We start from the raw sequence: 18,847 nt of genomic DNA, 5'->3' as shown, positions 1-18,847 counted from the left end.
GGCCCTGAAGCGGGGCCTACCAGTCCTCTTTCACCGCCATCACGGCATCGCGTCCCGCAGCGGCCTGGCCTGACAGCCAGGCCGTTGTTGTTCCTGCCACCACCACCGCAGCGGCCAGCGCTGCCAGCCGGCCCCAGGGCAGGGCCAGCTCCATGGTCCAGTGAAAGCTTTGCGGGTTCACCACATGCACCAGCACCACGGCCACCGCCAGGCCCAGCGCCACGCCGGCCAGTGCGCCCAAGGTGGTCCATGCTGCACCCTCCAAAGCGACCACGCGCAGGATTTGCGGACGTGTCAGGCCCAGGTGCACCAGCAGCCCAAACTCCTTGCGCCGCGCCAGCACCTGCGCGCTGAAGCTGGCCGCCACGCCAAACAGGCCTATGCCAATCGCCACGGCCTGCAGCCAGTAGGTCACGGCAAAGCTGCGGTCAAAAATCTTCAGGCTGGTGGCGCGGATTTCCCGGGCCGAGCCAAACTCCAGCAAGTTGCCCGCCGCACCATCGGGTGTGTGGGCCAACTGGTTGGCCAGGGCGCGCAGCTGGTCTTGCACCTGTGCCACATCCGCTTCCGGCAGCAACCAGAAGGCGATGTCGTTGACCCGGGTGTCGGTGCTGTAGCGGGCAAAGTCGACCGGGTCCATGGCCACCGTGCCAAACTGGCGGGCATAGTCGCGCCACACACCCGCTACAAAAAAAGTAGCTGCTTGCGCATATTCCATGGGGTCTGGAGGCCTAAATGATGCTGAAAGTGCGGGCAAGTCCTGCCCCACGCGTGCCCCGTACAGGTCCAGCATGGCCTCACTCACATACACACCCACGCGCCCGGCGGGCACCGGCACCGGGTTGCCCACCAGCGGCAGGTTGAGGGCGCCGGTCTGGGCATCGCGCAGCGGGCGCACCAGCAGCGCCACGGCGGGTTGGGCCGGGTCCAGCGTGAGCGACAGCGTGCGCTGCGTGCTCAGACGCTCCACACCCGGCACGTGTGCCACGCTTTCTACAAATGCGGGGTCAAAGTACGCCGTGTCGGCCGCGCTGCCGCTGGTGGCGGTGCGCACATACAGGGCGGCTGGTAGCACCGCGTCCAGCCAGTCGGTCACTGAAGTGCGAAAGCTCGCCACCATCACGGTCAGTGCCACCGCCAGGCTGAGCGAGGCCACCACGCCGCTCACCGCCACCGCCGCACTTTCGCGCACGCGGCGCGCGCGTTCCACTGCCAGCAGTGGCAGGGCACGGCGCGCCACGAAGGGGGCCACCCCGTCCAGCACCCAGCCCACGGCGGCGGGCAGGGCGGTGATGCCGCCCAGCAGCAAACACGCCACGCTCAGGTAGGCCGCCAGCGGGATGTCCCACACCGGGGGCAGCAGTGCCAGCAGGCCACCCGCCATCAGCAGCGCCGCGCCCAGCCAGGCGCGGCTGTGGCGTGCATCCGCCGTGCCCAGTCCCTTGAGGGTTTGCGCGGGCGGTAGCTGCTGGGCTAGCCGGGCTGGTGCCCAAGCGCCGACCAGGGCAGCGGCCACGCCCAGCAGGCCGAACACCAGCGCCGCTGCGCCGCTCCACTGCAAGGCGGGTGCGCTGCCCGCAAAAAATCCACCACCCAGATCACCGCCCAGCAGGCGCAGCGCCAGCGCGGCCAGGGCCGTGCCCAGCGCCAGGCCCAGCAGGCTGCCGATGCTGCCCAGGACGGCGGCCTCCAGCAGCACCAGCTGCAGCCGCTGCTGGCCGGTCAGGCCCAGCACGCCCAAGAGCGCAAACTGCTGCGCCCGCCGCGCCACGCTGAGCGCCAGCACCGAGAACACCAGAAAGCCGCCCGTGAACAAGGCCACCAGCGCCAGCACCGTCAGGTTCACGCGGTAGGCGCGCGACAGATTGCTGATGCGCTCCACCGCATCACCGGGCGCGCGCAGCGTGGCGCCAGTGGGCCAGTCTGCAGCCGTGGTGAGTTCGTGCACAAAGGTGGCACGGTCCACGCCCGCACGCAGCCGCACATCCACGCGGCTCAGGTCGCTGCGGCCAAACAGGCTTTGCACCGCGGCAATGTCCATCACCGCCAGTGGCGCGCCACCGGCCGCCACACTGCCGGCTACCTGCAGCGTGTGCAGTTGCAGGCCCTGCTGCACTTGCAGCGTGGCGCCCGGCAGAGCCTGGCGTGCCAGCGGGTTCAGGAATACGGCGTCGGGCGCTAAGAAAGCCAGGCGGTCAGCACCTGCCGCGGGCAGCGGCAGCAGATCGGGTGCCACTGCAGCCACCTGCAGGGCATCCACACCCACCACACGCAGCAGGGTTTTCTGGTTCCCGTGCAGGGCGTAGGTGCTGAGCTCCAGCACCGGTGCCGCCACCGCCACATCGGGGTGGTGCAATAAACGGCCCCAGAGCGCCAGATCCACGCTGCTGGCGCTGCCCGTGGCGGTGCGCAGCTCCAGGTCGGGCTGGCCGCCGACCGAACGCACGGCCTGCGAGAACTCGTCCAGCGCCGAGGCATTGATCAGGTGCACGGCAAACGCCAGCGCCACCCCCAGCATCACCGACACCACAGCTGCCGCATTGCGCCAGGGGTGCTGGCGCAGCTCCTGCCAGGAGAAAGTGGTGAGCAAAGGTATCAGCATGGGCCAAGCCTAGCGTAAAGCCGAACGGTGCGTCACGGGCGGTGGTTACCATGCACAAAGCGGTGGCCATCGGCTGCCAGGGGGCGGTTGATGCGCGATGAAGACACCGACATTCTTGCCACCGAAGTTGCGGTGGATGGCGCAGCGGAACGCTGGGTCCAGCGTGCCGCGCTGACCGGCGTGGCAGGCCTGCTGACCGCCTGTGCCACGCCGGGTGGGCGGCTGTTGCAGCGCCCGGGCCAGCAGTACAGCCGTGCCCAAACACCCGAAGAAGCAACACGCTTTTTGTTGCAGGCGCAGTTTTCCGCGTCCGATGCCGAGATCAGCGCCGTGCAAAACGGCAGCTACGCCGACTGGCTGGCGCAGCAGTTTGATGCGCCGCGGGGCCAGACCGGCTGGGACTGGCTCAATAAACGGGGCTATGGCGCGATTGACAACACCACGCGCTACTTCGACCACTTCTACCCCGGCGACTACATGGTCTGGAACCAGCTCATGACCGCACCCGACGCGGTGCGCAAGCGACTGGCGTTGGCGCTGTCCGAGTTTTTTGTGGTTTCGCTCACGGGGCTGGATTTCGCCTGGCGCAGTCACGCCATGGCGCACTACTGGGATACGCTGGCGCGCTATGCGCTGGGCAATTTCCGCGAGTTGCTGGAGGAGGTGACGCTGAACCCGGCCATGGGCCACTACCTCAACACCAAAGGCAACCAGAAAGAGAATGCCGCTACCGGTCGTGTGCCGGACGAAAACTACGCGCGTGAGGTGATGCAGCTCTTCACCATCGGGCTGGTGCAACTGAACCCGGACGGCAGTGAAAAAACCGGTGCCAATGGCCAGCGACTGGAAACCTATACGCAAAGCGACGTGACCCACCTGGCCCGGGTGTTCACCGGTTACGACTTTGACCAGCGGAACAACGTGGTTACGCCCTTCGACCCCGAAGGCAAACGCAAGGTAGGCAATACGAACTTTGCCCGGCAGCGCATGCTGTTCACGCCCAATCGCCATTCGGAGCAAGCGGTGCGTTTTCTGGGCATCACCATCCCGGCCAAAACGTCGGGCGGTGACGCCCTCAAGGTGGCATTGGACACCCTGTTTCAGCACCCCAATGTGGGCCCGTTCTTCGGCAAACAAATGATCCAGCGCCTGGTCACCAGCAACCCCAGCCCGGCCTACGTGGCGCGCGTGGCGGCCGCCTTTGCGGACAACGGCGCGGGTGTGCGTGGCGATCTGCGCGCGGTGTTTGCGGCCATCCTGCTCGACGACGAGGCGCGCAGCCCGGCGGGGCTTACCGATCCGCGCTTTGGCCGCCTGCGCGAGCCCATGCTGCGCCTGGTGCAGTGGGGGCGCACATTTGGCATCACGTCGGCCCAGGGCAGCTGGAAGATCGGTGACCTCAGCAACCCGGCCACACAGTTGGGGCAGAGCCCGCTGCGCTCGCCCTCGGTGTTCAACTTCTTCCGCCCAGGCTATGTGCCTCCGGCCACCCAGATGGCCGCCGCCGGTGTTTCCGCGCCGGAGTTCCAGATCGTCACCGAAAGCAGCGTGGCGGGCTACATCAATTACCTGCAGGGCGTGGTGCGCAACGGTATCCACGTGAACGACCCGGACCTGCCCAACAACGTCAACAATTCCAAGAGTCCGAAGAACGGTTTCGACATCAAGGCCAGCTACAACGCCGAGCTCGCGCTGGCGCCGGATGCCAAAGCGCTGGTGGCACGGCTGAACCTTTTGTTGTGTGCGGGGCAGTTGCCTGCGGCCTTGCAGGCGCGCATGGTCACTGCACTGAACGCCACGCCAATCACCGCTGCAAGCCCGCCCGACAAACGCCTGGACCGTGTGGCCGCCGCCGTGCTGCTGACCATGGCTGCACCCCAGTACCTGGTGCAGAAATAGGAGTTCCGCCATGCACCTGCTCCAACCCCATCTGCATACCCGCCGCGCCTTCTTGCAACGCGCCGGGCAACTCACGCTGGCCGGCACTGCATTGCCCACCGCACTTAACCTGGCAGCCCTGGGCGAAGCAGCGGCCGCCACGGCCACCGACTACAAGGCGCTGGTTTGCGTCTTCCTCTATGGCGGCAATGACTACGCCAATACCGTGGTGACCTTCGACCCCGCCAGCTATGCACGGTACGCGGCGGTGCGTGGTGGCACGGGTGAGGCCGGTGGTGGCATTGCGCTGGCCCGTGCTGAATTGGAGCGCACGCTGCTCAAGCCGCAGCAGGCGCTGGCAGAAGGCCGGCAGTACGCACTGCATCCCGCCATGACCGGGCTCGCGGATCTGTTCAACGCCGGGCAGGCGGCGGTGCAACTGAACGTGGGTCCGCTGGTGGTACCGCTCACCCGCGCGCAGTTCAACAGTGCAGACCGCAAGACCTATCCGCTGCCACCCAAGCTGTTTTCGCACAACGACCAGCAGTCCATCTGGCAGTCGTCGTCGCCTGAGGGCTCTACCGTGGGCTGGGGCGGACATTTGGGCGACTTGGCATTGCGCAGCAATGCCAAGTCCTTGTTCACCTGCATGTCGGTCACTGGGAATGCGGTGTTCTTGTCGGGTGAATCGGCGCTGCAGTACCAAGTCAGCACTGGCGGTGCCGTGCGCGTGCGGGCGGCGACCGATAACGCGGTCTACGGCTCCAGGGCTGTCAGAAGCTTGCTCTCCGACATGATTTCCGAGCCCAGCGCCCACCCGCTGGAAAACGAATACGTGCGCGTGATGCAGCGCTCGCGCGAGGCCGAGGTGCATGTGGCCGCCGCACTGGCTGGAAGCCAGAGCGGTGCCAGGCCGCTGCTGACCGAGTTCCCAACGAACAATCCGCTGGCCGAGCAATTGAAGATGGTGGCCCGCCTGATCCAGGGACGTGATGTGCTGGGCGCCAAACGCCAAGTGTTCATGGTGTCATTGGGCGGTTTTGACCTGCACGACAACCTGATCGCGCAGCAGCCCGTGTTGATGGGCCGCGTGAGCGAGGCCATGGCGGCTTTCTACCGCGCCACGGTCGAGCTGGGCGTGGCACAGAACGTGACGGCTTTCACCGCCTCTGATTTCGGCCGCACGCTCACCTCCAACGGCGACGGCTCCGACCACGGCTGGGGCGGGCACCACCTCGTGGTGGGCGGCGCTGTCAAGGGCGGTGCTTTCTATGGCACGCCACCGCCGGTCAGCGTGGGTAACACGAATGCACCGCAAGACCAGTGGCATGTGGGCCAGGGCCGCTTGCTGCCCAGTACGTCTGTGGACCAGTACGCCGCTACGCTGGCGCGCTGGTTTGGGGTGGGGCCGCAGGAGCTGGGCGGCATTCTGCCGAATTTGCGTCAGTTTGGCGCGGTGGCGGGGCGTACCGATTACCCTCAGGATCTGGGATTTATGGTTTGAAGGGGTATGACGATGCGGGTGATGGTGCTGGGTGGGTATGGAAACTTTGGCGCACGCATCGTCCGTGCCCTGGCGACGGACCGAGCGATCACCCTGCTGGTGGCCGGTCGAGACGCCCTTGCCGCGACTGCACTGGCGACGGAGATCAATCTCCTGCATCAGTCAGGCGCCGAAGGCGTTGCGGTGGATGCGCGAGGCAGCCATTTTGCGCAGACCTTGCGTGCGCACCGCGTTGAGCTGCTGATCCATACCGCAGGGCCGTTTCAGGGGCAGGACTATATGGTGGCGCGCGCGTGTGCTGAAGCTGGCATCCACTACATTGACCTGGCCGATGGTCGGCGTTTTGTCTGCGACTTTGCCTCGGCCCTGCAGGCTCCGTTTGTTGCGGCCGGACGTGTGGCCATCACTGGTGCCAGTACCGTCCCGGCGCTGTCGTCTGCCGTGGTGGATTTTTTGACACTCGGTTGGTCGCACATCCACAGCATCGATATCTGCATTGCTCCCGCCCAAACCGCACCGCGCGGTGTCGCCACGCTCGAGGCCGTATTGAGCTACTGCGGTGTGTCCATACCCGTGTGGCGCAGCGGGCGCTGGCAGGACCTCGCCGGCTGGGCCGATCTGCAGCGTGTGCAGTTTGTACGCCTGCGGTCGCGCCTGGGCGCGGTGTGCGACATCCCGGATCTGGAGCTGTTCCCGGCGCATTACCAGGTGCAGGACTGCGTGGAGTTCCGCGCCGCGCTGGAGGTCGCCCTGTCTCAGCGAGCGTTTGCGGTGCTGGCGTGGTTGCGGCAACGGGGCGTGCTCCGGCACCCGGCGTCTTTGGCCCGGCTGCTCAACGCCGGTGCCAAGGTGTTCGACCCGCTAGGCTCTGCGCTGGGTGGCATGGTGGTGCGCGTGGCGGGTGTCAATGCGGACGGCGGTTCGGTTCAACGCGCCTGGCACATTGCTGCCGACAACGACCACGGCCCCGAAATCCCCTGCATGGCCGCCGTCTTGCTGGCGCGTCGCTTGGCGGCGGGGGAAGCTATGGCGCCCGGTGCCCGTGCTTGTGTGGGCCTGCACACCTTGGAAGACTTCGCACCCGAGTTCGCCAAGTGGGGCATGGTGACGGATGTGGTGGAAGAGGGCTGAGCGGATGCCACATGCAGAAGCGCGTTGGCTGCGGTACAGCCTGGTGTTTGTGTGGCTGGCTACTGCGCTGGTCAGTGTGCAGGAGTTGCACGGACAAAGCCGGACCTTGTTGCTCGCTAGCGGGGTGACCGATATGCGCGTGGCCGATGCGCTGGTATGGGCCGGGGCTGCCGTGGACGCGGTGCTGGGCTTATTGTTGCTGGTGTGGCCGGTGCGGCGCGTGTATGGCCTGGCCTTGCTGGCCATGCTGGGCATGACCGTGGTGGCCACCTTGCTGCAGCCGATGCTGTGGTTACATCCGCTGGGCCCATTGACCAAGAACGTGCCGATTGCGGTGGCCTTGTGGATATTGATGCGGAGGTCTGCAGTGAGTGGGTACCTGATTTCTGAAGTGGGTGCATGTGCTTTCCAGCGTGGTGCTGGTGGGCACTGGCTTTGGCACTGCCTTTTTCTTCTTCTATGCCAACCGCAGCGGCGTGGTGGCTGCGCAGGCTGTGGTGGCACGGCTGGTGGTACGGGCGGACACCTGGCTCACCTCACCCGCGGTGGTGATCCAGCCCGTCACGGGGTTGTGGATGGCCTACCTGGCCGGCTATCCCTGGACCACGCCGTGGCTGCTGCTCACGGTGGCGCTGTACCTGTTCACCGGCGCGTGCTGGGCGCCGGTGGTGGCCCTGCAGCTGCGCATGGCTGACATGGCAAAGGTGGCGCATGACAAGGGCGAGCCGCTGCCGCAGCAGTATTGGCGGTACGCGCGCCGCTGGGAGCTGCTCGGCTACCCGGCTTTCATCGCCATGCTGGCGGTGTTCTACCTGATGGTGGCCAAGCCTGCCTTGTGGGCATAGGCCTGGGCTGGTGGTCCGCAGACGCTAGAGCCTACAATCCACGCTTCCACCGGGGGTGTCCGTCACAGGACTGAGAAATACCCCATGTACCTGATCTGGGTTATGCCAGCGTAGGAAGTGTGAGAAGCCTGATCCCGTGCTGCGGGTGCCGGTTTTTGATGCGACCTTCTGCCGGCGCATTAAAAGCGAGCACACCATGCAACACGGGATTTTTTCGTTTCTGAAGACCACCTTGGCCACCGCGCTGCTGGCGGGTGGCCTCAATGCCGCGCAGGCTGCCGATCTGCGTGTGCTGACCCACAGCTCTTTCACCGTGCCCAAGCCGCTGCTGGCCCAGTTTGAAAAAGACACGGGCGTGAAGCTGCGCATCACCAAGGGGGGAGATGCGGGCGAGATGCTCAACAAGCTCATCCTGACCAAGGCGAACCCGATTGCTGATGTGGTTTACGGCATTGACAACGCGCTGGCGCCCAAGGCACTGGCAGCTGGATGTCCTGGACAGCTATACCGGCGCTGCCGCCAGCCGCAAGCCCGCTGCCGAGCTGCCGGCACTACTGGTGCCGGTGGACTACGGCTACGTGACCTTGAACTACGACAAGGCCTGGTTCGCCAAGAACGGCGTGGCCGTGCCCAAGGCGCTGGAGGACCTGACCCAGCCCGCCTACGCCAAGTTGCTCGTCGTGCAAAACCCCGCCACCAGCAGCCCTGGCTACGCCTTCCTGCTGGCCACCATTGGCGCCATGGGCGAAGACAAGGCCTTCGACTTCTGGGCCAAGCTGCGCGCCAACGGCCTGAAGGTGGCCAAGGGCTGGAGCGAGGCCTACTACACCGAGTTCAGCCAAAACGGCGGCAAGTACCCCATCGTGGTGAGCTACGCCACCAGCCCGGCGGCCGAGGTGTTCTACGCCAAGACCAAACTGGCCGAGCCACCCACAGGTTCGCTGAGCTTGCCTGGCGCGGTGTTCCGCCAAGTGGAGGGCGTGGCGCTTGTGAAGGGCGGCAAGGAACGTGCTGCGGCCGAGAAATTTGTCGAGTTCATGCGCTCCGCCGCCGTGCAGCAGGGCATGCAGACCGAAATGTGGATGTACCCCGCCGAGGCTGGTGTGGCCAAGTCCGACGCCTTCAAGTTCGCCCCTGAACCCACGGCCTTCCACGCGCCCAGCGATGCCGACATTGCTGCCAAGGGCGCCGATTGGGTGGCGCGTTGGACCAAGGTGGTTCTGAAGTAAAGGCTGCAACCTGAGTCTGCAGGCGTGAGCGTGCGCCACCGCAACCCTGCGCAGCCCTGGGCGGGCTGGCTGCTGCCTCTGCTGCCACTGGCATTTTTGCTGGTGGTGCTGGTTGCGCCTGCGCTGCGGCTCTTGGCGGAAGGCGGGCGCGGAGAGGCGGGCATTGCCACTTTGTTCGCGCCTTGGCTGGACCCCTACCTGCGCGGGCGCATGGCTTGGTCGTTTTGGCAGGCCAGTATCACCTGTATCGCTTCCCTCATCCTCGGCCTGCCCATGGCTTGGGTGCTGGCGCGCTTTGACTTTGCCGGCCGCACGCTGATGCTACGCGGGCTCATGTTGCCGTTTGTGGTGCCCACGCTGGTGGCGGCCATGGGCGTGTTGGCACTGTTGGGGCCGCAGGGGCTTCTGGTGCGCCTGGGCGGGCCGGACCTGCAGGGCACACCCTGGCTGCTGCTGTACGGCAATCTGTTTTTCAACCTTTGTGTGGTGGTACGTGCGGGCACCGATGCGCTGGGGCAGGTAAGTGCCTCGCGCGTGGCGGCGGCGCGCACGCTGGGTGCTACGCCTTGGCGCGCCTTTTGGCGCGTGGAGTGGCCGGCCATTGCGCCCTGGCTGGCGTCGGCGCTGTGCTTGGTGTTTCTGTACTGCTTTGCGGGTTTTGGCCTGGCGCTGGTGTTAGGCGGGCAGGACTACGCCACGGCCGAGGTGGAGATCTACACCCTGGTCGCGCACGAGCTGCAGTTGCAGCAGGCCGGTGTGCTGGCCGTGTGGATGCTGTTGCTGACCGCGCTGGTGGCGCTGGCCTATGCCGCCATCGAACGCCGCCTGGCCGCGCCCGGCCGCGCCGATCGCGTGCCACGCGTGCCGCCGCAAGGCGTATTGCAATGGGCCGCAGTGCTGGCGGTGGTCGCCATTTACATGCTCATTTGTGCACTACCGCTTATGGCTATTGCGCAAGGCGCTATCAATTCAGGAGCGGAGGCTTGGGCTGTACTACTGGAAGAAGACACCTTGGCCGCGCTGTGGAACACGGCGCGCTTCACCGCACTCTCCCTGCTGCTGGCCACCGGGTTGGGCCTGGCGCATGCGCTGGCGGCGCGACGCGTGTTGTGGCTGCGGGCGCTGGTGTTTTTGCCCTTCATGGTGTCGCCGGTGATGGTGGCGTTTGGCCTCTTGCTGCTGTACCCGGCGTGGACCGGCAGCTTCAGCCTGCTGGTGGCCGCCTATGCCTTGTTGGCATATCCATTTGTTGCCAAGTCCATTGCATCCGCCTTGGACAGCCTGCCCGAGCACTACCTGGACGCTGCGCTCAGTCTGGGTGCCAGCCCGTGGCGTGCGTTTGTGCGCGTGACGCTGCCGCTGCTGGCGCCCGCGCTGCGTCGCGGCATGGCGTTTGCGGCAGCAACCGCCGTGGGCGAATTTGCGGTGACGCTGTTTTTGTCGCGCCCGGAATGGGCCACACTCACCACCCTGATCTACCAGCACCTGGGCCGCCCCGGTGCGGCCAACCGTGGCGCCGCGCTGGTGTTGGCCTGCGTGCTCATGGGGCTGGCACTGCTGGCTTTTGTGTTGATTGAATGGAAGCGCCCTGAGGACCCGGACCATGCTTGAGCTGCAAGCCATCTGCAAACATTGGCAGCCCCAAGCCCCGCGGCATGCGGCACCGCGCGTGCTGCTGCAAGACCTGGCGCTGCAGGTACGCCCCGGCGAGACGGCAGCGTTGCTGGGTCCCTCGGGCAGTGGCAAAAGTACGTTGCTCAAAATCATTGCGGGGCTGGAGCCACCCGAGAGCGGCCGCGTGCTGTTCGCGGGCCAGGACATCACCGACACGCCACCCGAGCGCCGCGGCTTTGCGCTGATGTTCCAGGACTTTGCGCTGTTCCCGCACCTGAATTTGCAGGACAACGTGGCCTTTGGCCTGGTGGAGCAGGGTATGCGCAAGGCAGATGCACGTGCGCAGGCCGTGGCCATGCTGGAACGCTTTGGCTTGCAGGCCTATGCCAAATCGAAGGTGTGGCAGCTGTCCGGCGGTGAGCAGCAGCGCGTGGCGCTGGCGCGGGCCCTGATCACCCGGCCCCGCGTGTTGCTGTTGGACGAGCCATTTTCTGCGCTGGACGCCGAGTTGCGGCTGCAGTTGCGTGAGGAGTTTGTGCGGCGCATTGCCGAGTTCCAAATGGCCACGATTTTGGTGACGCACGACGAAGTCGAGGCACGTGCCATGGGAACGCGGGGCTACCGCTTGGTGGAAGGAGCACTTGCGCCCCAGTGGTAAGGGGATGGACGCGCTGGGCGTCTATTTGCTGTCCCGCGGCCGGATGCTCTCTTTGAGCACTGCGGCCGGGTAGTAGCTCTGGAAGCTCTTCCACAGCGTGCTGGCCACTGCAGGGCGATTCAGCAGGGTCAGCAAGGTGGCGCTGTCTTCCTTGCTGACCGAGGACTTGGAGATGTAAAGACCGTTGTCGCCCCAAGGCAGCTCCGGAATCGGGTCAAAACGCAGCTTCTCCAGCATATCGCTGACCCGCGCATCGTCTTGGATGGCGCCCACAAAAATCACCGGTGCCATGATGGTGATGTCGCCGGGGTTGGCTTTGAGCACCCGGGCGACAGCCAGCGGGTCGGACTCCAGCACCAGACGGTTCTGGCGTTGCAGGGCCTCTACCAGCTCCAGATACGCCGCGCCATAGTCAAATCCACGCACCAGCACGACACGCACGTCCTTGCGTTCCAGCAGGTCGTAAGCACTTTTGAAGGGCGCTCGTTTCGCATCGATTGCGATTGCGATGACGGTGGCGCGGCTGCGGGTGAGTGGCACAAAAATGCCGTGTTCATCCCGTCGGGGTGTCCTGACAGCAGGCACCAGCAAGTCGGGCTTGCCGGTTTCAAACAGGAGCTCTTGGCGTGCACGGGGCACCGGGCCCAGCACAAACTCACAACCATCTTTGCCACCCAGGGAGCGCAGCAACTCGGGGTAGATGCCGCTGATCGCGCCCTCGCTGATGATCACACTCTGTCCCGTGGAGGACACGGGCACCTGCATGGGACGTGAGCAATCTGCCAGTGCCAGTCGTGCGGTGACCAATGCCAAACAAGCAAGCAAGCGTGGGAGGTAGGTGGGCATGCGCACAAAGACCTTTGAGTTTGTTACAAATCAGTCTAGCGCAAGAGCGCTGTGCTGTCAGCCCGAAAAGACAGAGCCTTGCGTGAGCACAGGGCCTTGTGGTGCTCCTGTGTGAGCCCAACGGACTATTGAGGCTCGGAGGGCAAATCGCTAACCTTGTAACAGTTTGATACAAGGTGAGGAGCCACCATGCGTATGTCTTTCAAGTCTTGGGCCGTGGGCGCCCTGACGGCCACCATGGCCTTGGCCGCTCAGGCCGGCACCCCGAACACCAACACCACCATTTATGGCGATAACTTTGGCACTGGCAGCAATTACAGCGCCACGTTTCTGAATGGGGTAACCGCCAACTTTGCTGCCAAAGTGGGTGACGGCGCTGGTATGTTCAGCTTCAAGCCTGGCCAGGGCGGCTACCAAGGGGTGGGCGTATCACCCACGCGCGGGTCCGAACGCACCCCTGGCGAAATTGACATTGGTGAGTCCATCACCGGCAGTTTCTCGGCAGGCATCAAGATCACCAGCTTTACCTTGGGTCTGTTGTTCGATGGCGGCGAATACAACGATGTGAACGAAGTTGCCAAGATCAAGGCCTACTACGAAGGTAGCTGGCATTCCTTCACGCTCAAAGCCACCGGGACCACCTTGGCACTGTGGTCGGGTGCGGGTGCCACCATCACCAACCTCAGTGCAGCCACCGGCGGGCTGGGCGGTGTCTGGAATGTGGCCAACCCCTTTGGTAACAAACTGGTTAGCAAGCTGGTTTTTACTGCCGCCACCGGTACTCCCGCACATGGTTGCCGCAATTGCACCAACCAGTCGGACTACACCCTGATCAGCGTAAGTGCTGTGCCCGAACCTGAGACTTATGCGTTGCTGTTGGCTGGTTTGGGTGCCGTGGGCTTGGCGGCGCGCCGCCGCAAGCATCAGCGCTAAGCGCTCTGCATCCCCCAACAAAAAGCCGGCCTAGTGCCGGTTTTTTGTTGGGGAGTGTTTTTGCGCGTCAGGCCGGCGCGATGCCATCGGCACGCAGGTGCAGCACGCGATCGGCCTGCGCGGTGGCGGCTAGCGAATGGGTGACCAGCACCAGCGCGGTATTGTGTTGGCGGGTTTGTGCCACCAGTGCGTCCATCACCTTGCCCGCTGTAGTTGGGTCCAGGTTGCCGGTGGGTTCATCGGCCAGTAGCAGCGCCGGTTGGTGCACCAAGGCCCGCGCAATGGCCACACGCTGCAACTGCCCGCCGCTGAGCTGCTGCGGCAGGCGCGCACCCAGGCCGCCCAGGCCCACGGCGTCCAGCAGCACCTCGACCCGCGCCGGGTCGGGTCGGTTCAACAGCAGCAGGGGCAGCGCCACGTTCTGCGTCACGTCCAAATGCGGCAGCACATGGAAGGCTTGGAACACAAAGCCCACGGCCTCACGGCGCAGCAGGGCGCGGGCGTCATCGTTCAAGGTGCCCAGGTCATGCCCGGCCAGCTGCACGCTGCCGCTGTCCCAGTGGTCCAGCCCGGCCATGCAGTTCAGCAGCGTGGACTTGCCCACGCCCGATTCGCCCACGATGGCAACAAACTCGCCCGGCGCCACGTCCAGCGTTACGTTGGCGAACACGGGCGTGGCGCCGTAGTGCTTGCTGAGGTTGTGTACGCGCAGGCTCATGGGCTTGCCTTGTTTTGCAATGCGGCGTCCACCGCGGCCAGCACCTGCGCCAGCGCATCGGGCGCGTCAGCGGCCACGATCTGGCGCTGTGGCATGGAGCGCAGCCAGGTGATTTGCCGCTTGGCCAGTTGGCGCGTGGCGGCAATGCCCTTGTCGCGCAGCTCGGCCAGGGGCCACAGGGCATCCAGCGCTTCCCAGGCCTGGCGGTAGCCCACGCAGCGCACACTGGGCAGGTCCAGATGCAGATCGCCCCGTGCGCGCAGCGTCTGCACCTCGTCCAGGAAGCCCTGGGCCAGCATGGCGTCAAAGCGCTGGGCGATGCGGTCGTGCAGCCAGGCGCGATCGGCTGGTTCCAAGGAAATTAAGGCTCTAGCCCCCGTGGAGTCTGCGCGAGAAGCTTCTGTTTTGATAGCGGCGCTGGCCGCGTGGAAGTGCGACAAGGGCAGGCCGGAGATGCGGAACACCTCCAGCGCGCGCTGGATGCGTTGGCTATCGGCTGGGGCCAGGCGGGCGGCGGTGATGGGGTCCACCAGCGCCAGTTCGGCATGCATGGCAGGCCAGCCATTCTCGGCCGCCTCGGTGTCGATCGCGGCGCGCACCTCGGGGTTGGCTGCGGGCATGTCGTTCAGCCCGTCAAACAAGGCCTTGAAGTAGAGCATGGTGCCGCCCACCAGCAGCGGCAACTTGCCGCGCGCGGCAATGTCGGTGATCAGCGCCTGCGCGTCCTTCACAAACTCGGCCGCGCTGTAGGCGTTGAGCGGGTCGCGGATATCGACGAGGTGGTGCGGCACGCTGGTCAGCTCGGCGGCGCTGGGCTTGGCCGTGCCAATGTCCATGCCGCGGAACACCAGTGCGGAGTCCACGCTGATGATCTCGCAGGGGTGCTGCTGTGCAATGGCCAGCGCCGCCGCGGTCTTCCCGCTGGCCGTGGGGCCTGCCAGGCAGATGTGAAAGGGCAGCGCGTTCATGCGGCGGTTCCAGGTTGAGGTAGATGGTCCAGCGCCACCCTGCGCAAGAGCAGCACCAGGCCCACGGCGGCCACAGTCAGGCCCACTACCAGCGCAATCCAGAAGCCCTGCGCGCCCATGGCCTCGGCCGGGTGCCAGGGCAGCCACTGCGGCGCCAGGCCCAGCACGCAGCCCAGTGGCAAGGAGAAGCCCCAGAACGCGGTGAGGTGGATGACCATGGGGCTGCGCGTGACCTTGTAGCCCCGGATGGCGCAGCTGATTACCACCTGCGCTGAGTCGGACAGCTGGAACGCTGCGGCCAGCAAGAGCAGGTTGGCCGCCAGTGCGGCCACGGCGGCGTCATTGGTGTAGGCCCAGGCAATTTGGTGTGCGCACAGCGCCATGGCAATGGCCGACACCAGGCCAAAACCCAGCCCGGCATTCACGCCCACCCAGGCCCGAAAGCGCGCTGCTACCGGGTCGCCTGCGCCCAACGATTGACCCACGCGCGTGAGCAGGGCAATGCCCAGACTCAGCGGCACCATGAATACCAGCGAGGTGAAGTTCAGCGCAATTTGGTGGGCGGCCACTTCGCGGCTGCCGAACTCGGCAATCAGCAGGGCAATAAGGCCAAACGCACTGGTCTCGGCAAAGTAGGTGATGCCGATGGGAAAGCCCAGCTTCCACAGCGCGCGCAGCTTGGCGGGGTGCGGCCATTCCCAGTGGCCAAACGGCCAGGTGCTGCGGTAGGCCGGCGACCAGTGCATCCACGCCAGCAGGCCCAGAAAGTTGAGCCACACACACAGCAGCGTGGCCCAGGCGCAGCCCAGACCGCCCAGGCGCGGGAAGGGTCCCACACCAAACACCAGCAGCCAGTTCACCAGCACGTTCAGGCCCAGCGCGGCCAGCGACATCACCATAATGGGTTTGGTCTGGTTCAGGCTGGCGCTGTAGCCGTAGAGCACGCGGTAGCAGGTGAACGCCGGCAGGCCAAAGCTGATGATGAAGACAAAACCGTTGGCCACCTCACGCACATGGGGTTCGATATCCATGTGGTCAAACACCCGCGCGGCTAAGTTGACCAGCACCATGGCGCACATGCCCACGCCCAGCGCCTTCCACAGGCCCTGGCGCACCAAGTGGGGCACCTTGTCAAATTCTTGCGCGCCCACGTGGTGGGCCACCAGCGGCGCCACCGACATCATCAGCCCCATCAGGGTGATGATGGTGATGTTCCAGATGGAGACCCCCAGCGAGATGCCAGCCAGATCGTGCGCGGAGGCATGGCCGGCCATGGCCACGTCCACCACCGACATGCCCACGTTGGCCAACTGGCCGATCAGGATGGGCCAGGCCAGGTGCCACAGGGCCGCGAGTTCGGTGCTTGCGCGTCGCATGCGAGAGGGGGAAGACGATAGAGGAGTGGCTGACATGGGCCTGCCATTCTAGGGGCGCACGTGCGCCCCTGTGGTGCTACGGCCATGGGCCTTGGCGCGCCTGCGCTGCAGGTTCAGGGCTTGGCGTCGATCAGGTCGAGCCAGCGCTGCAAGGGATTGAAACCCGTGATGAGCGCGCTGGCCACCAGCACCAAGGCACCGCCTATCAGCAGGCCGCTGCCCAGTGCCTCGCCCAGAAAGAGCCGCCCCCACAACACACCAAACACCGGCACCATGAAGATGGGGCTCATAGCGGCCACTGGCGTCACATGGCGCAGGATGCGCAGGTGCGCCCAATAGGCCAAGCCCGACGTGACAATGCCCATGACAGCGACAGCCAGGAGCGCATGCAGAGAGAAGTGCGCTTGCGGCAAGCTATAGGCCGCGCCGGGCAGCAGCATCAGCAAAGACAACGCGTGGATGCTGGCGGCAATTTGCAGAGGCTGCATATAGCCCACGGCCTGCTTGGTAATGGGCGCCGAAAAACCGTAGCAAGCCGACGCAGTGATGCAGGCCAGCACCGCCAGCACCACCATAGGGGAGGGCTGCACCGGCCCCAGACTCACAATAAAAGCCACGCCCGCAAAACCACAGACGCACCCCAGCACCTTGCGGGTGGTGATGGTGTCTTCGCCCATGCGGGCCGAGGCAAACATGCCGAAGATCACCGCCGTGGAGTTGAGCAATGCGCTGTAGCCGGCCGGCAGTTGCAGCCCTGCCCAGGCAAACAGCAAAAATGGCGCCGCTACCGACAGCGCACCAATCACGGCCAGCGTGCGCCAGTGCTGCCAGGCCCAGGGCTGGCGCATGGCCCGCATCAGGATCGCCAGTGTGGCGGTTGCCAGACCCACGCGCAGCAGTGCCAGCACATTGGGGCCGAACACCGGGCTGGCGATGCGAATAAAGAGGAAGGACGCGCCCCACAGGGCAGACAGCGCCACCAGTTGCGCAAAGTATTTGGTTTTCATGGGTGCAGCTATTGTGCGATGGTTGACATGCATCAAGCTTCCCGCAGGCGACATTCGTGCGTCGGCCCGGATAATTTCGGCATGACGTCTGCCACTGTAAACACCTCCCTTCGCACCCCCGAATTGCTGGCCCCCGCAGGCTCCTTGGCCATGCTGCAAACTGCGCTAGCCTTTGGCGCAACGGCAGTGTACGCAGGCCAGCCGCGCTACAGCTTGCGCGTGCGCAACAACGACTTTGGCAGCCTGGATGTGCTGCGCGCCGGCATTGAACACACCCACGCGCAGGGCAAGAAGTTCTACCTGGTGTCCAACATCTTTCCGCACGGCAACAAGACGCAGAGTTATGCGAAAAACATGCAGCCGGTGATTGACCTCAAGCCCGACGCGATGATCATGTCGGACCCCGGCCTCATCATGCTGGCGCGCGAAGCCTGGCCGGACATGGAAATCCACCTCTCGGTGCAGGCCAATACGGTGAATGCGGCGGCGGTCAAGTTCTGGAGCAAGGTGGGCATCCGTCGTGTGATTCTTTCGCGCGAGTTGTCGCTGGATCAGGTGGCCCAGATCCGGCAAGAATGCCCGGACACCGAGCTGGAAGTGTTTGTGCACGGCGCGTTGTGTATTGCCTACTCGGGCCGCTGCCTGCTGTCGGGCTATTTCAACCACCGCGATGCCAACCAGGGGAGTTGCACCAACTCCTGCCGCTGGGACTACAAGACCCATACCGCGGAGGTGGATGCGAGTGGTGATGTGCTCAGCCCCGAGCGCAGCAGTCATGCCTGCGAGCAGGGCAGCAGCGTGCCTGCCGAGGCCCACCAAAGCATTGCCTACCTGCTGGAGGAAAGTCAACGTCCTGGCCAGTACATGCCGATCGAGGAAGACGAGCACGGCACCTACGTGATGAACTCCAAAGACCTGCGCGCCATCGAGCATGTGCAGCGCTTGGTGGAAATCGGGGTGGACTCGCTCAAGATCGAAGGCCGCACCAAGAGCCCCTATTACGTGGCCCGCACCGCGCAGGCCTACCGCGCTGCCATTGACGATGCCGTGGCCGGCCGCACGCTCAACCCTGAACTGCTGGGCCAGTTGGAGGGGCTAGCCAACCGGGGCTACACCAGCGGTTTCTTCCAGCGCCACACACCCGAAGCCACGCAGAATTATTTGCGCGGCTATTCGGAGAGCGGGCGCAGCCTGTATGTGGGCGATGTGCTGGCGTTTGATGCACAGCGTGGCCTGGCGCAGGTGAATGTGCGCAACAAGTTTGCAGTGGGCGACCGGCTGGAAATCATCCACCCCGCAGGCAACGTGGATGCGACCCTGACGCGCATGGAAAACGCCGAGGGCGCCGCGATGGACGTGGCGCCTGGCAGCGGGCATGCCGTGTGGGTGGATTTGCCGCAGGCAGCAGTTGGGGCGTTTGTGGCGCGTTATGTGGCAGATGAGCCCGCGCAGCGAGCGGGGGACACGGAGCAGAGCGCACAACTGACCACGCACCTCGGTTAGCAAAAATGCTATCAAAAAAGTAGCTGCTACCGCAA

Annotated in this window: 15 protein-coding genes, 1 pseudogene and 1 riboswitch; of the genes and pseudogenes, 10 read left to right on the top strand and 6 right to left on the bottom strand. The window is 65.1% G+C overall.

The features are described from left to right. Positions 1-16: 16 nt before the first annotated feature. Complete coding sequence (locus U5O12_RS15070) at positions 17-2,602, bottom strand: ABC transporter permease (RefSeq protein WP_322579423.1); 2,586 nt, start codon at positions 2,600-2,602, stop codon at positions 17-19. Between the two features lie 90 nt (positions 2,603-2,692). Here U5O12_RS15070 and U5O12_RS15065 point away from each other — a divergent pair, with 90 nt between their 5' ends. The 8 genes and pseudogenes from U5O12_RS15065 to U5O12_RS15030 all read left to right on the top strand — a co-directional run bounded on the left by U5O12_RS15065 (position 2,693) and on the right by U5O12_RS15030 (position 11,461). Next, on the top strand, positions 2,693-4,501 hold the full coding sequence (locus U5O12_RS15065; RefSeq protein WP_322579422.1) for a DUF1800 domain-containing protein: 1,809 nt from the start codon (positions 2,693-2,695) through the stop codon (positions 4,499-4,501). A 10-nt stretch (positions 4,502-4,511) separates the two neighbouring features. Then, a complete protein-coding gene (locus U5O12_RS15060; RefSeq protein WP_322579421.1) occupies positions 4,512-5,984 on the top strand; it encodes a DUF1501 domain-containing protein in 1,473 nt (490 codons plus the stop codon). Between the two features lie 6 nt (positions 5,985-5,990). After that, the gene (locus U5O12_RS15055) at positions 5,991-7,115 is read left to right on the top strand and encodes a saccharopine dehydrogenase family protein (RefSeq protein WP_322579420.1); all 1,125 of its coding nucleotides are present in this window, start codon (positions 5,991-5,993) and stop codon (positions 7,113-7,115) included. Continuing rightward, a pseudogene (locus U5O12_RS15050) lies at positions 7,096-7,449 on the top strand (DoxX-like family protein); the annotation flags it as partial. The gene U5O12_RS15055 and the pseudogene U5O12_RS15050, both read left to right, overlap by 20 nt. A 52-nt stretch (positions 7,450-7,501) precedes the next feature. Further along, complete coding sequence (locus tag U5O12_RS15045; protein WP_322579479.1) at positions 7,502-7,960, top strand: DUF2269 domain-containing protein; 459 nt, start codon at positions 7,502-7,504, stop codon at positions 7,958-7,960. Between the two features lie 41 nt (positions 7,961-8,001). Then, positions 8,002-8,095: riboswitch (TPP riboswitch) on the top strand. Between the two features lie 302 nt (positions 8,096-8,397). Continuing rightward, positions 8,398-9,189: a thiamine ABC transporter substrate-binding protein gene (locus tag U5O12_RS15040; protein WP_322579478.1), complete on the top strand. Its 792-nt coding sequence runs from the start codon at positions 8,398-8,400 to the stop codon at positions 9,187-9,189. Positions 9,190-9,213: 24 nt separating this feature from the next. Beyond that, positions 9,214-10,800, top strand: coding sequence for an iron ABC transporter permease (locus U5O12_RS15035; RefSeq protein WP_322579419.1), 1,587 nt, complete (start codon positions 9,214-9,216; stop codon positions 10,798-10,800). Next, positions 10,793-11,461 carry an ABC transporter ATP-binding protein gene (locus U5O12_RS15030; RefSeq protein ID WP_322579418.1) on the top strand — a complete coding sequence of 223 codons (669 nt, stop codon included), beginning with the start codon at positions 10,793-10,795 and terminating at the stop codon, positions 11,459-11,461. The genes U5O12_RS15035 and U5O12_RS15030 overlap by 8 nt, the downstream gene beginning before the upstream one ends. Before the next feature lie 21 nt (positions 11,462-11,482). Here the strand turns inward: U5O12_RS15030 and U5O12_RS15025 are convergent, their stop codons facing one another. Continuing rightward, positions 11,483-12,307 carry a hypothetical protein gene (locus tag U5O12_RS15025; protein ID WP_322579417.1) on the bottom strand — a complete coding sequence of 275 codons (825 nt, stop codon included), beginning with the start codon at positions 12,305-12,307 and terminating at the stop codon, positions 11,483-11,485. Between the two features lie 195 nt (positions 12,308-12,502). Between U5O12_RS15025 and U5O12_RS15020 the strand changes: the two genes are divergently transcribed. Beyond that, positions 12,503-13,240, top strand: coding sequence for a PEP-CTERM sorting domain-containing protein (locus U5O12_RS15020; RefSeq protein ID WP_322579416.1), 738 nt, complete (start codon positions 12,503-12,505; stop codon positions 13,238-13,240). Between the two features lie 67 nt (positions 13,241-13,307). On the opposite strand, the gene U5O12_RS15015 is transcribed toward U5O12_RS15020, so the two are convergent. The 4 genes from U5O12_RS15015 to U5O12_RS15000 form a co-directional block, all read right to left on the bottom strand. Next, positions 13,308-13,958 (bottom strand): ABC transporter ATP-binding protein, encoded by a 651-nt coding sequence (locus U5O12_RS15015; RefSeq protein ID WP_322579415.1) that lies wholly within the window; start codon positions 13,956-13,958, stop codon positions 13,308-13,310. Further along, complete coding sequence (gene miaA / locus U5O12_RS15010; RefSeq protein ID WP_322579414.1) at positions 13,955-14,926, bottom strand: tRNA (adenosine(37)-N6)-dimethylallyltransferase MiaA; 972 nt, start codon at positions 14,924-14,926, stop codon at positions 13,955-13,957. The genes U5O12_RS15015 and miaA overlap by 4 nt, the downstream gene beginning before the upstream one ends. Beyond that, positions 14,923-16,302 (bottom strand): MATE family efflux transporter, encoded by a 1,380-nt coding sequence (locus U5O12_RS15005; RefSeq protein ID WP_322579413.1) that lies wholly within the window; start codon positions 16,300-16,302, stop codon positions 14,923-14,925. The genes miaA and U5O12_RS15005 overlap by 4 nt, the downstream gene beginning before the upstream one ends. Positions 16,303-16,415: 113 nt before the next feature. Continuing rightward, positions 16,416-17,309, bottom strand: coding sequence for a DMT family transporter (locus tag U5O12_RS15000; RefSeq protein ID WP_322579412.1), 894 nt, complete (start codon positions 17,307-17,309; stop codon positions 16,416-16,418). A gap of 81 nt (positions 17,310-17,390) precedes the next feature. On the opposite strand from U5O12_RS15000, the gene yegQ reads away from it, so the two are divergent. After that, positions 17,391-18,812, top strand: coding sequence for a tRNA 5-hydroxyuridine modification protein YegQ (yegQ, locus tag U5O12_RS14995; protein WP_322579411.1), 1,422 nt, complete (start codon positions 17,391-17,393; stop codon positions 18,810-18,812). The last annotated feature ends 35 nt before the right edge of the window (positions 18,813-18,847 follow it).

The sequence above is a fragment of the Rhodoferax sp. genome, from assembly GCF_034519335.1.
In the GTDB taxonomy this organism is placed as follows: domain Bacteria; phylum Pseudomonadota; class Gammaproteobacteria; order Burkholderiales; family Burkholderiaceae_C; genus Allorhodoferax.
The sequence above is the reverse complement of the archived record's forward strand: the minus strand, read 5'-3'. Positions and strand labels throughout refer to the sequence as shown.

Coding starts and splice junctions, on each gene's coding strand:
- yegQ (WP_322579411.1), top strand. CDS start 17,391: ATGACGTCTGCCACTGTAAACACCTCCCTTCGCACCCCCGAATTGCTG.
- U5O12_RS15030 (WP_322579418.1), top strand. CDS start 10,793: ATGCTTGAGCTGCAAGCCATCTGCAAACATTGGCAGCCCCAAGCCCCG.
- miaA (WP_322579414.1), bottom strand. CDS start 14,926: ATGAACGCGCTGCCCTTTCACATCTGCCTGGCAGGCCCCACGGCCAGC.
- U5O12_RS15025 (WP_322579417.1), bottom strand. CDS start 12,307: ATGCCCACCTACCTCCCACGCTTGCTTGCTTGTTTGGCATTGGTCACC.
- U5O12_RS15020 (WP_322579416.1), top strand. CDS start 12,503: ATGTCTTTCAAGTCTTGGGCCGTGGGCGCCCTGACGGCCACCATGGCC.
- U5O12_RS15070 (WP_322579423.1), bottom strand. CDS start 2,602: ATGCTGATACCTTTGCTCACCACTTTCTCCTGGCAGGAGCTGCGCCAG.
- U5O12_RS15060 (WP_322579421.1), top strand. CDS start 4,512: ATGCACCTGCTCCAACCCCATCTGCATACCCGCCGCGCCTTCTTGCAA.
- U5O12_RS15065 (WP_322579422.1), top strand. CDS start 2,693: ATGCGCGATGAAGACACCGACATTCTTGCCACCGAAGTTGCGGTGGAT.
- U5O12_RS15055 (WP_322579420.1), top strand. CDS start 5,991: ATGACGATGCGGGTGATGGTGCTGGGTGGGTATGGAAACTTTGGCGCA.
- U5O12_RS15005 (WP_322579413.1), bottom strand. CDS start 16,302: ATGCGACGCGCAAGCACCGAACTCGCGGCCCTGTGGCACCTGGCCTGG.
- U5O12_RS15015 (WP_322579415.1), bottom strand. CDS start 13,958: ATGAGCCTGCGCGTACACAACCTCAGCAAGCACTACGGCGCCACGCCC.
- U5O12_RS15000 (WP_322579412.1), bottom strand. CDS start 17,309: ATGAAAACCAAATACTTTGCGCAACTGGTGGCGCTGTCTGCCCTGTGG.
- U5O12_RS15040 (WP_322579478.1), top strand. CDS start 8,398: ATGTGGTTTACGGCATTGACAACGCGCTGGCGCCCAAGGCACTGGCAG.